Source organism: Pseudomonas sp. NPDC098747 (assembly GCF_044760045.1).
Classification (GTDB): domain Bacteria; phylum Pseudomonadota; class Gammaproteobacteria; order Pseudomonadales; family Pseudomonadaceae; genus Aquipseudomonas.
Window position 1 is genome coordinate 44694 of record NZ_JBIWAL010000004.1, and the last position, 14662, is coordinate 59355.

Consider the following 14662-nt stretch of genomic DNA (forward strand, 5'->3'; position numbering starts at 1 on the left):
TCACAAGGAGTTCCTTCGATGAAAAGTTTGATGAAGTCTGCTGCGCTCGCCATTACGGTTTCTCTTTGTGCGACCTCAGTTTCTTTCGCTGCGGAAAGCATCCGCCTGACAGGTTCTGGCGCCAGTTTTCCGGCTCCGATTTACCTCACCTGGTTCAAAGATTTCAGCAAGAAAACCGCTGGCGTTACCGTGGATTACCAATCCAAGGGCAGCGGTGCCGGTGTACAAGACTTCCTGAACAAAACGGTTGATTTTGCGGCCAGCGACTCGGCCATGAAAGACGAGGATATCGCCAAGGTTGCCGAGGGCGCGCAACTGCTGCCGATGACTGCGGGTGAAATCGTACTGGCCTATAACCTGCCGGGCAGTCCCAAAGGGCTGAAGCTGCCACGCGACGTCTACTCCAACATTTTCCTGGGCAAGATCACTCAGTGGAACGATCCGCAGATCGTCGCGGCCAATCCGGAGCTGAAACTACCTGCTACGCCAATCACTGTTGTCGTGCGTGCAGACTCCAGCGGTACTACCGCGGTGTTCACCAAGCACTTGGCGGCAATCAACCCGGCGTTCAAGCAAGCGTTAGGTGAAGGCAACACCGTCAACTGGCCAGCCAGCGACAAATTCATCAAATCGCCCAAAAACGATGGCGTGACTGCCACCGTACGCCAGACCCCTGGCGCCATTGGCTACATCGAATACGGCTTCGCCAAGCTGGCCAAGGTCGACTTTGCCCAATTGCAGAACAAGGCAGGTCATTACGTTGTGCCTAATGCAGAGAGCGGTGCCGAGGCTCTGGCTGCGGTGAAGATGCCTGAAAGTCTGGTGGCCTGGCTGCCTGATCCGGATGGCGCCAAGTCCTATCCGATCACTTCCTACACCTGGATGATCTTCCGCAAGCAGAACGAGAACCCGGCCAAGGCCAAAGCCATGCGTGAAATGGTCGAGTACAGCCTGACTGAAGGTCAGAAAATTGCCGATTCGATGGGTTACATCCCCCTGCCGCAATCGGTCGTCGATCAGGTTCGCAAAGCTTCCGCCAATATTCAGTGATGCTCGTGAGGCCTCTCTCGGCGTGTGCTTTTAGCCTCGCCGAGGAGTTTTCCCCTACGCTCCGGAAGAGCCCATGAACAAGCCATTTGTCGTACCGGTTAATCCGGATTCTGCTTGCCGCCCACCCTCTACAAAGGATTTCCTGGTTGATCGCACCTTCCGCGCGCTTGCGCGCATAGGTGTGGTTCTCATTCTGGCGCTGGTCTTTGCCTTGATATTCGAGGTAGGACGCAAGGCAGTTCCAGGCATGGAGAAACACGGTCTAGACGTCCTTTTGGGGACTGTCTGGGATGTGAACCAGGGCAAGTACGGCATTCTGCCGGCCATTTGGGGCACGCTCTACAGCGCCTTTATCGCATTGTTGATCGCAGGCGTTTTCGGCGTCAGCATGGCGATTTTCCTGACCCAGGATTTCCTGCCGGCGCAACTGGCGGCCATTTTTCGCACCATTGTCGAATTGCTCGCGGCTATTCCCAGCGTCGTTTATGGACTGTGGGGAATCTATGTAGTGATTCCGGCCATTCGGCCCCTCACGGATTGGCTGAACAGCGAACTTGGCTGGATACCCTTTTTCGGTACGACCTTGAGTGGACCGGGACTGTTACCTGCCGCGCTGGTACTTGCCATCATGATTCTGCCGACCATTGCTGCTGTTTCGCAGGATGCCCTCACCGGCGTTCCGATGAAAACCAAGCAGGCGGCCTATGGCATGGGTACCACCCACTGGGAAGCGATTCTCAAAGTTATGGTGCCCTCCGCTGCCACCGGCATTTTTGGCTCGCTGGTGCTGGGTCTGGGCCGGGCGTTAGGTGAAACGATGGCCTTGGCCATGCTGGTAGGCAACTCGAACAATATTTCCCTTTCTCTGTTTGCACCGGCCAACACGCTGGCGGCTTTGTTAGCGCTGAATTTCCCCGAAGCGGGACCGACCGAGATCGAGGTTTTGATGTATGCCGCATTGGTCCTGATGTTGATCACCCTGATAGTGAACATCATCGGATCCATGATCATGGTCTATGCCCAGCGTGGTACTAAATGATGAGTAACCTCTCCTCCCCTACCGCCGCGCTACCTAGTCTGCAGCGCAAGTTTGAAGGGCGCGCTCTGCGCAGCCTTGTGTTGACCACGCTGGTCTGGGCTGGCGCCCTGTTGGCCAGCGTGCCTCTGATTTCCGTGCTCTACATGCTCATCACACGTGGCGGTGCCCGCCTCAGCCTGGAGGTGTTCACCGAACTGCCGCCGACCGGCTTCGAGACGGGCGGCGGTTTCGGCAACGCGATGGCAGGCACCTTCGTCATGGTCGGTATCGCGGCTGCACTCGCGGTTCCGATCGGCATCATGGCGGCCATCTTTCTTGCTGAACTCGGGCCGGATAGCAAGCTGGCCAATTCCGCGCGCTTTGCCGCCAAGATGCTCACGGGGCTGCCTTCGATTTTGGCCGGGGTTTTTGCCTACGCTTTGGTGGTGATGACCACGGGTACTTACTCGGCACCGGCAGGTGGCGTGGCGCTGGCAGTACTGATGCTGCCGATCGTTGTGCTGACCGCTGAAGAGTCGATGAAGATGGTGCCCAAGATCATGAAGGATGCCGCCTATGGCATGGGCTGTACCCGATCGCAGGTCATCTGGAAAATCGTACTGCCTACCGGCATGCCGGCGATCCTCACCGGCGTAATGCTGGCGGTGGCCCGTGCAGCCGGCGAAACGGCGCCATTGCTGTTTACCGCCCTGTTCAGTAACTACTGGATCTACCACGACGGCAACCTGGCGGTAATGAATCCAACCGCATCGCTTGCTGTGCTGATTTACAACTTCTCAGGCATGCCGTTCGACAATCAGCTCGAGCTCGCATGGGCGGCCTCGCTGGTGTTGGTGATGATCGTGCTGGTCGTGAATGTTGTCAGCCGTATTTTCGGCAAGCCAAAGTTTTGAGAATGGGAGCACCTGAACTGTGAATGTATTATCTGTGCAAAAAGCCGCCCCGTTCGAGACCCAGGCATCTGTGGTCATGGACTGCAAGCTGGACAAGATTTTCTACGGCAACTTCATGGCAGTACGCGACAGCCATGTGCCGATCGAAAAAAACAAGATTACCGGATTCATCGGTCCTTCCGGCTGCGGCAAGAGCACCGTGCTGCGCAGCCTCAATCGAATGAATGATCTGGTAAAAGGCTTTCGTTTCGAGGGCCATGTGCATTTCCTCGGGCAAGACGTTTATGGGAAAGGCGTTGATCCTGTGGTCGTGCGCCGATACATCGGGATGGTGTTTCAGCAGCCAAACCCGTTTTCGATGAGCATTTTCGATAACGTCGCTTTTGGCCTGCGCCTCAATCGCTATCAGGGCGATTTGGGTGACCGCGTGAAGCACGCCCTGCAGGGCGCCGCGTTGTGGGATGAGGTCAAGGACAAGCTCAAGGTCAGCGGCCTGTCTCTGTCGGGGGGCCAGCAACAACGACTCTGTATCGCTCGTGCCATCGCCACCGAACCGGAAGTCCTGTTGCTGGACGAACCGTGCTCGGCACTCGACCCGATTGCCACCCGGCGGGTCGAGGAACTGATGGTCGAATTGAAGAAGGATTACACCATCGCTCTGGTTACCCACAATATGCAGCAGGCCATCCGTGTCGCGGACACCACTGCATTTTTCTCGGTAGACATTTCCCAGGGCACACGTACCGGCTATCTGGTTGAGATGGGCTCCACTGCCCAGATCTTCGACAATCCTCGCGAACAAATGACGAGCGATTACATCAGCGGTAAATTCAGCTAGTCGACACACGGCTGGTCAAGACCGAATGCAGACAATGGCCGAAAGGCATTGGCCTGCATTCGGTTGTTTTACCTATTACACCTTTATTCAGGATTGCCAATGTCTGCAACGCGTCGTCTTGACTTGCCAGCGATTGAGCGCGCACTGCGTAAGGTGCAGGGCCGCTTCGCGGAGCTCAGCAGCCACTTTACCGAGCCTCGTGATCCCTTTACTGACGAAGTGCTCAACAATGTGGTTGAAGGCTATGCACTGATTGACGACTACGTCGCACGTGGCGTCGACCTGTTCGATCTTCAGCAACTGAATCTGATGCTGGAAATCAATGCCACCGTGCTCTGCGGTCGAGAGCCGGCACGCCGCCTGGAATACGCTCAGCACCTTGCCGCTACCGAGGAACACTTCTTCAACAACGTTGAAGGTGGGATAAAGGACTTGTTCAATTGGTACTGCGCGTATCGCAGCGAGTCAGTCTGGAAGCGTGCGGCCGGTGTCTATGTTCGAATCCTCAGCAAGCCGCAATTGTTTATTGAAGGCAATAACCGCACTGGGTCGCTCATCGTCAGTTATTTGCTGATGCGCGCAGGGCTACCTCCTTTCGTGTTGACGCTAGACAACGCCGAGGGTTACTTCAACCCGTCTTCAGTCATACGTAACTCCGCAAAACATGGTGTCAAGGCACTGTACGAATTGCCCAAGATCAAGAAAAAATATGCAGCCTTCCTGGAAGAACAGGCCCCTGACCCAATGGAATTCTTTTTAAGCGACAAACCACTGCCCGCCTATCAGGGGGGCCATTGATGAGAAGGTCTTCAGCGCTGGAAAGATGCCGTGTTTCCAGCAGTCGAGCGTGGCAAACAATTAAACGCTCCATTGCGATGGACGTGTTCAGGCGCCAACGTATACGCATCTCGTTTGATATAGATGACACGTTGGCCTGTCAGGCTCATCACAGCGATGTCGAGCACAGCAGGCTGCCCGCTTTTGTTCACCGTTGGCTAGGCGAGCCGTTGCGTAGGGGCACACGCGATCTGACCCGACAATTACGCAGGCAGGGATGCAGCATCTGGGTTTATACCTCGTCCGGTCGCACACCTTCTTACATCAGACGCTGGTTATTGCTGCACGGTATCCACGTTGACGGCGTGGTCAACAGTGTTCGGCATAACCATGCCCTGGCGGCGCATGGGCTTTGCAACTCCCCTTCGAAATTTCCCCCCGCATTCGATATCGATCTGCATGTCGATGATTCCGAGGGCGTGCAGATTGAAGGCCATGATCACGGTTTTCGCGTGGTGGTCGTGCGTCCGGATGATGAGAACTGGGCGCAGAGCGTTTTAAAGGCAGCAACCGAAGTCCAGGCTCAGTTAGTTCGGCTGCAACCTCACAGACACAAGGCGACTGCGCAACAACGCTCAGAAGCTTTTTCCTCCTGAACGTCGAAACAAGAACAATGCAAATCCTTGCAGCAAAAGCTATGAAATTACAAGTTGATCACATTTAGCTTCTGCCACGCACTTCCCCAGCCATTTCTCGAACTCAGACAGTGCCAGCCCCTGTTCCATTGGGGCGAAGTACACAAGGCGCAAGTGCCTTTCCACGTCGATGGTTAATGTCGTGTGCTCCAATGTGACATCGCCGAATGACTCGATCGCCAAGTGTCGAATGCCTTGGCAAGGTCCATGGATGTCTTGCCGCGACCACCACTCCTTGAACTGCGGACTGACGCTCTCAAGTTCACGCACCAGCGAAGCTACATCGCTTTCATTTGAGGCGTGAACATAATCCCGACGAAAGCTGGAGAGCATCTGGATTGCCTGGTCGTCCCATGGGCGGAAAAGTGATTTTGTGCGCTCATCGGTAAACAACATCGATAAAATATTGCGTTGCTCGGGCGCTTTTTCAGAGAACCTGAAAATCTTGTCAGCAGCGGGATTCCAGGCCAGAACATCCCAGCGCAGGTTCAGAACGTAAGCAGGCCGAAGCGGCAGATCTGCCATCAGACGGTGAACAATTTGCGGAACGACGCACCATGTTTTGCCTTGTTCGGCTGGTGGACGCTGGTGGGAAAGAAGATAAAGGTGCCGGCGCTCAACTGCATCAAGCTTGAGAACCCGACACAGATTGTCCAGAAAGGCAGGTGACACGCCAATATCACGTCCCTGCTCCAGCCATGTGTACCAAGACAATCCAACACCCGCCAATGCGGCGACTTCTTCTCGACGCAGCCCGGGCGTGCGGCGTCTGCCTGTCGGAGGTAGCCCGGCTTCTGCCAGGGATATCCGCTCTCGGCGGCTGCGTAAAAACTCAGCCAGGTCCTGTCGAGTGCGTTCAAGATTCCTTTCCATTATCCAGTTACTCCTAGTAACACTATAAACGGTAGCCATTGTACTAACTATTAGGTTGTTAAAGAATCCGCTCGGCCGGGAACCAAGCGGCCACTTTACACCCGCGAAGGATTATCGCGAGATTCCATGCCAAGGAGTAGTAAGAATGTATCAAGCTCTACTGCAAGATAAGCTCGAGGCGTTGCATTCCTCAGGGCAATATCGGCAATTTACAACGCTTAACAGGATTTGCGGCCGCTACCCTATGGCCCATCTCACTGACAATAATGACAGCGAAGTTGTAGTTTGGTGCAGCAACGATTATCTCGGCATGTCCCAACATCAGGGCGTCAGAGCGGCAATGCATCATGCCGTCGACAGCTATGGTGCTGGTGCCGGTGGGTCGCGCAACATCGGTGGTACGCATAATCTTTTCGGTCAGCTTGAGAGAAGCATCGCCGAATGGCATGGCAAGGAGGCGGCGCTGGTCTTCCCGACCGGTTTTGGCTCCAATGATGCCACCCTTCAATGCCTGCTCCGGCAACTCCCGGACTGCGTGGTGTTCAGTGACGAACTGAATCACGCCTCCATCGTCAACGGTATCCGGGCCGTCACGGCCGACCGGCACGTGTTCCGTCACAACGACGTCGCTCATCTGGAAGAGCTGCTCTCGCTGTATCCGCATGATCGGCCAAAAATCGTCGTGTTCGAGTCGATCTATTCCATGGACGGCGATCGTGCGCCTATTGCGGAAATTGCCCAGGTCGCGAAAAAACACAATGCACTGACCTATCTGGATGAAGTGCACGCCGTCGGTATGTATGGTCCTCGGGGCGCCGGCCTGGCTGCCGAGCTGGGTGTCGAAGATCAGTTGGACATCATCCAGGGCACCATGGCCAAGGCCATCGGCATTATTGGCGGCTACGTAGCCTCAAGCCATACGATGATCGATGCCATTCGGTCACTCTGTACCGGCTTCATTTTTACCACCGCTCTGCCACCAGCAGTGGTCGCGGGATGCATCGCGAGTATCGAGCACCTCAAGGCCAGCAACACCGAACGAGACGCGTTGCATGCCAAAACCCGCTATTTGCGCGATCAGTTGCAGATGCACGGCATCCCGGTCATGCCGTGCTCGACCACTCACGTTCTGCCGGTACTCATCGGCCAGGGCGCTTTGTGCAAGGCGGCCGCTGAACATCTGCTGTATACGCACTCCGTCTACTTGCAACCTATCAATTCGCCTTCTGTGCCGATTGGTACGGAGCGTTTTCGAGTGAACGTGACGCCCAACCACTGCGAGGCGCAAATCGAACACCTCGCCGCCGCGTTGCAGGAGACGTTCCTGCATTTCGATATTGCGCTCGCACCAGGTTTCGAACTGCGAGGTGTCGCGTGATACGTAGCGACGAAATAGTCGTACGGCCAGCGACCCGCGAGCATTTCGACGCAGTCATTGAGTTGCGGGCGCTGCTGCTTGAAGGCTCGGGGGCGAGTTATGCCTGCACGTCCATCGAAGAAAAAAAGCGCTGGCGAGAGACCTATGCCACCTGGCTCAACGAAGTGCTCGAAAGTTCGTCGGCAACCCAACTGCTGGTAGCGATCAGCGGCGACCAAGTGGTGGGCTGCGTGACCGGCTTCATTGATCGCCGGGCTCCTGGGCCGGACTGCCTGAACGGCTTGTGCGGCTGGGTTCAGTCAATGGTCGTGCTGCCTGCGTTTCGGTCCCGGGGGCTGTCACGGGTTTTGATGCAGGCGCTCATGAATTGGTTCGAGACCATGCAAGTCGGCAAAGTGGTACTTCAATCGACCCCGGCTGCAGAACCTCTTTACCAACGAATGGGCTATCACCGCAGCACCGAATACATATGGTCGTGGCAAGCACGGGAGCAATGCGCATGAACATCCTGATTATCGGGTTGGGCTATGCGGGCAAACGCTTTCAGCGGGCATTTGAACTATTGAGCCAGGACTTCGAAGTCACGCTCTCTTATTGCTCCCGGCGAGAAAAAAACAGCCGTCTCCCTTACTACGCCGATCTCAAGGATGCACTGCGAGAGCTGCAGCCCGAAATTGTCGTGGTGAGTGCCAATGACATCAACCATGCAGAGGTACTAGGCGATCTGGCCGGCTACAGCGGCTTCGTGATCTGTGAAAAACCAATGCTGACCGCAAGTGACGACCTCTTGGCGATCAGCCAGGGGTTACGCCATGTCAGCGGTTTTGCACTGGATCTGGTGGAACGGTATTCGCAAGCCACCGTCCGACTCAAGCAACTGGCTGAGGTCAATGACTGGCAACTTTTGCGCTCAAGTTTTCATTGGGGCAAAGACCGGCTCAACGACTACCGCCCGACCTGTGGAGTTGTCAGCGAGGTTATCCACGCACTGGATCTCGTGAGCTGGGTCTGCCCTTCGCCCTCCCCGCTTAAATTACAGCATGCAATCGGCATCAGGTCGGACTTCTCCATTTCCGGCAACGATGTGCTGGACACGGTGATGTTCACCGCCGATCTCGGCGGTGCCGCCGTGGCGGGCTATGCAAGCTTCGTGAATATCCACCGGCAACGCACGGTTGACTTCACCTTCGCCGACCCAACTGGGCGGATCATCCACTCAAGGCTTGAGTTCGACGAGCCGGATTGGGACAGCGACCATCTGCGAATCTGGACCCGTGATGAACGCGGCGCAATTGTTGAAATGGAGCAGCGCAGCTATCAGAGCGCTACTGACCCATCGACTGCAACGATCCTCAAGCTCAGTCGGTTATGCCGTGATGTACTGAGTTTCGTCGTCAACGGCGAGCAGCCCCGGCAACCCTTCGCGGGGCTGGGGACAACGATTGAACTGCAGACGCTGCTCAATGAAATCGACACGCAGTCACTGACGGGCACCACTGTCCAATACATCCAGTCAGGCATGCGAACCCTTATACCGGAAGACGCGGACCTCGAAAGTCTCGGCTAAAGAATTGAACAAGGAGTTTTACTATGTGCGGTATAGCCGGATGGCTTTCTTTTAGCCAAGACCTGATTCACCAACAACCTACGCTTGAGCGCATGACCATGACCATGGCCAACCGTGGCCCGGACGCTGGCGGTGTATGGATCGATGGCCCAGTGGGGCTTGGACATCGTCGTCTTTCAATCATCGATCTGGAAGGTGGTCGCCAACCGATGCTCGCGCGTAATGCCGGCACCGTTGCGGCGAGCATCACCTACAGTGGCGAGGTGTATAACTTCCGCGAATTGCGTAACGAACTGCTCAGCCGAGGGCATCAATTCGAGACCCAGAGCGATACGGAAGTTGTGCTGCGCGCCTATGTTGAATGGGGCGTAGGCTTCACCGAACACCTCAACGGCATGTTCGCGTTTGCGATCTGGGACATGCACACGCAAACGTTGCATCTGGTCCGTGACCGGATGGGCGTCAAGCCGCTGTACTACTTCGAAACGGCAGACGGCGTAATCTTCGGCTCAGAGCCCAAGGCTTTACTCGCCAACCCTCTGGTGCCACGCAACGTCGGTGCAGACGGCTTGCGCGAAATCTTCGAAATGGTCAAAACCCCGGGCCAGGCCATTTTTGAAGGGATGCGTGAAGTGCTGCCGGGGGAGTTCGTCTCCATCAGTCGTAACGGCCTCAAGCGCCATTGTTATTGGAAGCTGGAGGCAAAAGAACACACCGACAGCCTCGAACAAACCATCAAGCACACCCGTGATCTGCTCGAAGACATCGTCGACCGTCAGATCGTTGCGGACGTTCCACTGTGCAGTTTGCTTTCCGGTGGGCTCGACTCATCGATCATCACCGCACTGGCGTCGAAAAAACTGCTGGCGGCGGGCAAGGAAAACATTCGTTCGTTCTCACTGGATTTCATGGACCACGGCGGTGGCTTCACCAGCGATGCCGTGCGCGGAACGCCAGATGCACCATTCGTTAAAGATCTGGTGCAGAAGATCCGTTCAACCCACGGTGAGATCCTGCTCGACAGCCGCGAGATGGCTGATCCGGAACTGCGTTCGAAAGTGATTCGGGCGCTGGACTTGCCGCCCGCATTCTGGGGTGACATGTGGCCTTCGCTTTATCGCCTCTTTGAAGAAGTGCGTCGGCACTCGACCGTCGCGCTTTCGGGCGAGTCCGCCGATGAAGTGTTCGGCGGCTATCGCTGGTTCCACGACCCGGATGCAATCCAGGCAGACACCTTCCCTTGGCTGACGTCGGTGACCGGCAAGTATTTCGACGGCAAACCGCTGTTCGCCAAAGGCTTGATGGAAAAACTGTCGATGAACGAGTTTGTTGCCGACTCGTATCAACAAGCACTGCGCGATGTGCCGGTGTTGCCGGGCGAAAGCGCAACGGATAAGCGTATGCGCGAGATGACGTACGTGAACCTGACACGCTTTGTGCAAACCTTGCTGGACCGCAAAGATCGCATGAGCATGGCGGTTGGCCTCGAAGTTCGGGTGCCGTTCTGCGATCACCGACTGGTCGAATATGCCTTCAACATCCCTTGGGAGATCAAGGCATTTGATGGCCGAGAGAAAAGCATCTTGCGCGCCGCGACCCGGGACCTGCTCCCCGCTTCGATCTCTGATCGCGTGAAGAGCCCGTATCCGTCGACGCAGGATCCTGCCTATGAAGCCGTATTGCGCGCTGATCTTGCCGCAATCATGGCAGATCCGAACGCGCCGGTTCGTGCACTTCTCGACAGCCAGCAAGTCACTACCACCCTCGCCCGCCAATTGGGCGACAACTCGCCTATGTACGATCGCATGGGCATGGAGTTGGCAGTGGGCCTCAACGCCTGGCTCACCGAGTACGACGTCAATCTGGTGATCTGATCAAACCTGGGGGCTGCGGAGTCACGCCCCCTGCTTTGCACAAGGAGTAACTTATGTCCAAAACAATACCGGCACCCGTTTATCTCATCGCTATTGGCGCTTTTGCCTTGGGGATGGCTTCCTATGTCACTGCCGGCCTGATCCCGATGATCGAGCAAGCTTTCAATGTGCAAGTGGCCGTGGCAGCGCAACTGGTCACTGCGTTCACGCTGGCTTATGGCATTGGCTCGCCGCTCTTCGTGGCGATACTGCCGGCGCAACGACAACGGTTTGGCCTGCTGGTCGCTTTGGCGTTGTTCGTAGCGGCCAACGTGGCTAGTGCCCTGGTCGATGACTTTGTTGCACTGCTGGTCTGTCGAGCCATCGCAGGCATCGGCGCAGGTGTCTATCTAGCCACCGGCATCGCGGCATCGGCGGCTGTTTGCGCTCCCGAATTGAGGGGCAAGGCGATTGCCGTGATCATGGGCGGCATGGCCAGCGGTACGGTGCTTGGAGTGCCTGTAAGTCTGTTGCTCGCTGAAAGGTTTGGCTGGCAAATGGCGCTGTGGCTGGTGGCATTCCTCGGGCTGATTTCCTGGTTGGGCCTGCTGGTCAAACTGCCAGCCATCCCTGCCGGGCCGGCGATGCCTATCAGCCGTAAGCTCGCCCTGCTGGGCGACCGCAACGTGATGACCATTCTGCTGGTTTCGCTGTTGGCGGCTGTCGCCAGTCTCGGCATGTACACCTTCATGGTTCCCCTGATGGCTGACCCGGCCTATGGCGGCGTCAACAACATCACGCCGTATCTTTGGGTTTGGGGCCTGGGCGGTGTCGCGGGCAGTTTCCTGGTCGGGCCGTTGGTGGACCGGATCAAAGGGCCGATGCTGACGTTTCTGATTCTGGTCATCCTCAGTGTTTCGTTGTTCGCGCTGCCGGCCGCCGCTGCCGTAACGCCTTGGCTGGCGATGATCCCGATTGCTGTATGGGGCGCCGTAGGTTGGGCGCTGCAAGTGCCGCAAAACAACGAGTTGATCGCAGCTCGCGATCACAAGGGCGATGGCAATCTTGCTGTGGCCCTGAACGAATCAGCGCTCTATCTGGGCAGCGCCATGGGTGCAGCAGCCGGAGGCTTCATTTTGCTCCTGCAAATGCCGGGCTGGACATTGGCCATCTGCGCAGGCGCGATATCCGTTGTCGCCGCCCTGTTGCAGCTGGTGCATCTGAATATGCGAGAAAGCGTTCAAAAATCCACAGTGGCCGACAGCAGATAGGTTCGCGGCGTCGACAGCGTCAATCCCGGCTCGCTGTCGTCCGAGGCGCCAGCCGAGCTCCAGTAGCGCTTATCCAGTACGTTCTCGATGTTGGCGCGCAGGGTTATGTTTTTGTCATCGACTTTGAACGCGTAACGCGTGCCCACGTCAAGGCGCTCCCAGGAGTCGATTTCCTTCTGGTTGGACTGATCCAGATACTGCGAACTGGAATAGATGCCGCGTCCGGTCAGCGTCAGCCCCTGCACCGTCGGCACGTCCCACTCAGCGCCCAGGTTGACGTTGTATTTCGGCGTTGCCGGTGCGCGGTTGCCGTCGAAAGTGCCGTTGGTGGTGTGGGTCAACTCGCTGTCGATGTACATCACACCGCCGAGCAGTCGGAAGCCTTTCAGCGGCTCACCGAACATGCTCAGTTCAACCCCATTGTTCTGCCGTTTGCCGTTCGGACCGAATACCCGCGTTGTCGCGTTGGTTTCGTAGGCTGGTTGTTTGATCCGGAACACCGCAGCGGTCAATGCATACGCGCCGGCGTCGTATTTGGCGCCGACCTCGACTTGACGGCTGATGAACGGCGGGAAGATTTCGTCCTCGTTCACCGAGGTCGAGGGCGCGATCTTGCCCTGACTCAAACCTTCCATGTAATTGGCGTACAGCGACAATTTGTCGGTTGCCTTGAACAGAATGCCGCCCGACGGCGAAATTTTTTCCTCGTCGTAAGCGGTATCGCCCTTCACATCGTCGCTCCAGTCGTCGACCTTTACCCGCTGCCAGCGAGCGCCGAGGGTCAGCAACAGACGATCATCAAAGAACCCCAGCGTGTCGGACAACGCCACGCCGCTGAAACGGTTTTCGGTATAGACCTTGGCGTCATAACGCGTCGGTGTGCCGGGCTTGGCAGTTGTCACCGGGTCGTACAGGTTGCTGCGTCCCGCCGCATAACGCGCGCCGCCGTTTTCGAAGTCCATGTAGAAGTAGCTGGCTGCCAGATTGACCTCATGGCTTACCGGGCCGGTATGGAACCAGTTACGCACGCCCGCCGTGGCGGTACGGACATTCTCGTCGCGGGTGAAATCCCGTGGCAACACGCTGAAATTGCCGGCGTCGTTGGTGACCGAAACGGCATGGCGCAGGAAGTCATGGTTGCTTTTGCGTGCGCCGACACCGCCGTACACCATCACCGAATCGCTGACATCGAACTCACCGTTGACCGTGCCAAAGGTGTCCTTGGTTCGCGCCTGGCTCCAGGGTTGCGCGTAGTTGTCGCGCACGTCGTTGGCGTTTGGAACCTTGGCGTTGGCCGCCACCTGAACACGTTCTTGCGGGGCGTCCGTATCGCGCTCGGTATGACCGATATCGGTCGACAGGCGCAGACGTTCGCCGCGAAAGTCCAGGCCCAGCACGACCATCTCGCGATCAACACTCTGGTGATCCCATTCGGTGTCGCCTGACTGTTTGACGCCGTTGAAACGCAGGCCGAATTGGTTGTCCTCGCCGAAACGTCGACCGACATCCACAGCACCGCCGAGCTGATTGTTGGAGGCGTAACTGGTCGTCAACGAAGTGATGGGCTTGTCGGTAGCGTGCTTGGGCACTACGTTGATCCCGCCGCCCACACTGCCCCGGGGTGAAATGCCGTTGATCAGTTGGCTCGGGCCTTTAATGATGTCGACGCGATCAGCCATTTCCATGTCGATCGTGTAGGTCGGCAACACGCCGTAGAGCCCGTTATAGGCAACGTCACTGTTGAACAGGCTGAAGCCGCGGATGGTGAATTGCTCGTAACGCCCGCCAGCAGGGTTAGTCGCGCGCACCGAAGGATCACTGGCGATCAGATCGCCCAAGGTTCGGGCCTGCTGGTTCTTGACCGCCTCACTGGTGTAAGTGGTCATGCTGAACGGGGTTTCCATGAAATCTTTGGACCCCAACAGCCCTTGCGAGCCTCGCCGTGCGACCTGGCCACCGGCAAACACGTCGGCATCCGACGAGCCGGTGGCGCCGAGAATCGAGGTCGGCGCCAGTTGCAGGCTGCTGCCGTCCGCCGCCGGAATCAGGGTGTAGGCATTGCTGCCCACTGGCTGCAATTGCAAACCACTGCCCAGCAACAACCGGGTGAGGCCCTCCTCCACGCCATATTCACCGGACAGACCTGCGCTGTTCCGCCCACTGACCAGCGCTGGGTCCACCGACAGATTGACCCCGGCCAATCCGGCAAAACGCGTCAACGCCGCGCTCAGATTGCCGGCCGGCACTTGATAGCTGCGGCGCTCGGCGCCATCGGCCCAACTGGTCGGCATCAAAATGGGGCTGGCACTCAGGCTCAGCAACAGGCTCAACTGCAACAACGGACGCAAACGACTTGGGAATACTGCGGGCATTGGAAGAGGCTCTCGATTTTGTTCACTTGCCTGGAATGACCAGCGACGCGAAAAAA

General features: G+C 57.1%; 13 protein-coding genes. 11 read left to right on the forward strand and 2 right to left on the reverse strand.

The features are described from left to right. Positions 1 to 18 precede the first annotated feature (18 nt). The 6 genes from pstS to ACIQVE_RS03585 all read left to right on the forward strand — a co-directional run bounded on the left by pstS (position 19) and on the right by ACIQVE_RS03585 (position 5253). Positions 19 to 1050, forward strand: coding sequence for a phosphate ABC transporter substrate-binding protein PstS (pstS, locus tag ACIQVE_RS03560; RefSeq protein WP_402804626.1), 1032 nt, complete (start codon positions 19 to 21; stop codon positions 1048 to 1050). Between the two features lie 73 nt (positions 1051 to 1123). Then, positions 1124 to 2089: a phosphate ABC transporter permease subunit PstC gene (gene pstC / locus ACIQVE_RS03565; RefSeq protein ID WP_402804628.1), complete on the forward strand. Its 966-nt coding sequence runs from the start codon at positions 1124 to 1126 to the stop codon at positions 2087 to 2089. Beyond that, positions 2089 to 2982 carry a phosphate ABC transporter permease PstA gene (gene pstA, locus ACIQVE_RS03570; protein WP_402804630.1) on the forward strand — a complete coding sequence of 298 codons (894 nt, stop codon included), beginning with the start codon at positions 2089 to 2091 and terminating at the stop codon, positions 2980 to 2982. Before pstC ends, pstA begins: the two co-directional genes overlap by 1 nt. A gap of 76 nt (positions 2983 to 3058) precedes the next feature. After that, a complete protein-coding gene (pstB, locus tag ACIQVE_RS03575; RefSeq protein ID WP_402804900.1) occupies positions 3059 to 3820 on the forward strand; it encodes a phosphate ABC transporter ATP-binding protein PstB in 762 nt (253 codons plus the stop codon). 99 nt (positions 3821 to 3919) lie between these two features. After that, positions 3920 to 4618, forward strand: a complete 699-nt coding sequence (locus ACIQVE_RS03580; RefSeq protein WP_402804632.1) for a hypothetical protein — start codon at positions 3920 to 3922, stop codon at positions 4616 to 4618. Further along, positions 4618 to 5253, forward strand: a complete 636-nt coding sequence (locus tag ACIQVE_RS03585; RefSeq protein ID WP_402804634.1) for a hypothetical protein — start codon at positions 4618 to 4620, stop codon at positions 5251 to 5253. The genes ACIQVE_RS03580 and ACIQVE_RS03585 overlap by 1 nt, the downstream gene beginning before the upstream one ends. Before the next feature lie 39 nt (positions 5254 to 5292). Here ACIQVE_RS03585 and ACIQVE_RS03590 read toward each other — a convergent pair whose 3' ends face one another. After that, entirely contained in the window at positions 5293 to 6165 is an 873-nt protein-coding gene (locus ACIQVE_RS03590; RefSeq protein WP_402804636.1) for a helix-turn-helix transcriptional regulator, read from the reverse strand. Positions 6166 to 6310: 145 nt separating this feature from the next. Between ACIQVE_RS03590 and hemA the strand changes: the two genes are divergently transcribed. The 5 genes from hemA to ACIQVE_RS03615 are packed head-to-tail and all read left to right on the forward strand — an operon-like array spanning position 6311 to position 12234. After that, the gene (gene hemA / locus ACIQVE_RS03595) at positions 6311 to 7543 is read left to right on the forward strand and encodes a 5-aminolevulinate synthase (protein WP_402804638.1); all 1233 of its coding nucleotides are present in this window, start codon (positions 6311 to 6313) and stop codon (positions 7541 to 7543) included. Beyond that, positions 7540 to 8046, forward strand: coding sequence for a GNAT family N-acetyltransferase (locus ACIQVE_RS03600; RefSeq protein WP_402804640.1), 507 nt, complete (start codon positions 7540 to 7542; stop codon positions 8044 to 8046). The genes hemA and ACIQVE_RS03600 overlap by 4 nt, the downstream gene beginning before the upstream one ends. Further along, on the forward strand, positions 8043 to 9110 hold the full coding sequence (locus tag ACIQVE_RS03605) for a Gfo/Idh/MocA family oxidoreductase (RefSeq protein ID WP_402804642.1): 1068 nt from the start codon (positions 8043 to 8045) through the stop codon (positions 9108 to 9110). Before ACIQVE_RS03600 ends, ACIQVE_RS03605 begins: the two co-directional genes overlap by 4 nt. Before the next feature lie 23 nt (positions 9111 to 9133). Continuing rightward, positions 9134 to 10984, forward strand: coding sequence for an asparagine synthase (glutamine-hydrolyzing) (asnB, locus tag ACIQVE_RS03610; protein WP_402804644.1), 1851 nt, complete (start codon positions 9134 to 9136; stop codon positions 10982 to 10984). A 53-nt stretch (positions 10985 to 11037) separates the two neighbouring features. Next, complete coding sequence (locus ACIQVE_RS03615; protein ID WP_402804646.1) at positions 11038 to 12234, forward strand: MFS transporter; 1197 nt, start codon at positions 11038 to 11040, stop codon at positions 12232 to 12234. On the opposite strand, the gene ACIQVE_RS03620 is transcribed toward ACIQVE_RS03615, so the two are convergent. Next, positions 12204 to 14606 carry a TonB-dependent siderophore receptor gene (locus ACIQVE_RS03620; protein ID WP_402804648.1) on the reverse strand — a complete coding sequence of 801 codons (2403 nt, stop codon included), beginning with the start codon at positions 14604 to 14606 and terminating at the stop codon, positions 12204 to 12206. The two genes, ACIQVE_RS03615 and ACIQVE_RS03620, sit on opposite strands and share 31 nt — an antisense overlap. Between the last annotated feature and the right edge of the window lie 56 nt (positions 14607 to 14662).

Excerpts from the sequence above, each read along its gene's own strand:
- ACIQVE_RS03580 (WP_402804632.1), top strand. The coding sequence starts at position 3,920 with ATGTCTGCAACGCGTCGTCTTGACTTGCCAGCGATTGAGCGCGCACTG.
- asnB (WP_402804644.1), top strand. The coding sequence starts at position 9,134 with ATGTGCGGTATAGCCGGATGGCTTTCTTTTAGCCAAGACCTGATTCAC.
- ACIQVE_RS03590 (WP_402804636.1), bottom strand. The coding sequence starts at position 6,165 with ATGGAAAGGAATCTTGAACGCACTCGACAGGACCTGGCTGAGTTTTTA.
- pstA (WP_402804630.1), top strand. The coding sequence starts at position 2,089 with ATGAGTAACCTCTCCTCCCCTACCGCCGCGCTACCTAGTCTGCAGCGC.
- ACIQVE_RS03585 (WP_402804634.1), top strand. The coding sequence starts at position 4,618 with ATGAGAAGGTCTTCAGCGCTGGAAAGATGCCGTGTTTCCAGCAGTCGA.
- ACIQVE_RS03620 (WP_402804648.1), bottom strand. The coding sequence starts at position 14,606 with ATGCCCGCAGTATTCCCAAGTCGTTTGCGTCCGTTGTTGCAGTTGAGC.
- pstC (WP_402804628.1), top strand. The coding sequence starts at position 1,124 with ATGAACAAGCCATTTGTCGTACCGGTTAATCCGGATTCTGCTTGCCGC.
- hemA (WP_402804638.1), top strand. The coding sequence starts at position 6,311 with ATGTATCAAGCTCTACTGCAAGATAAGCTCGAGGCGTTGCATTCCTCA.
- pstS (WP_402804626.1), top strand. The coding sequence starts at position 19 with ATGAAAAGTTTGATGAAGTCTGCTGCGCTCGCCATTACGGTTTCTCTT.
- ACIQVE_RS03605 (WP_402804642.1), top strand. The coding sequence starts at position 8,043 with ATGAACATCCTGATTATCGGGTTGGGCTATGCGGGCAAACGCTTTCAG.
- ACIQVE_RS03615 (WP_402804646.1), top strand. The coding sequence starts at position 11,038 with ATGTCCAAAACAATACCGGCACCCGTTTATCTCATCGCTATTGGCGCT.
- pstB (WP_402804900.1), top strand. The coding sequence starts at position 3,059 with ATGGACTGCAAGCTGGACAAGATTTTCTACGGCAACTTCATGGCAGTA.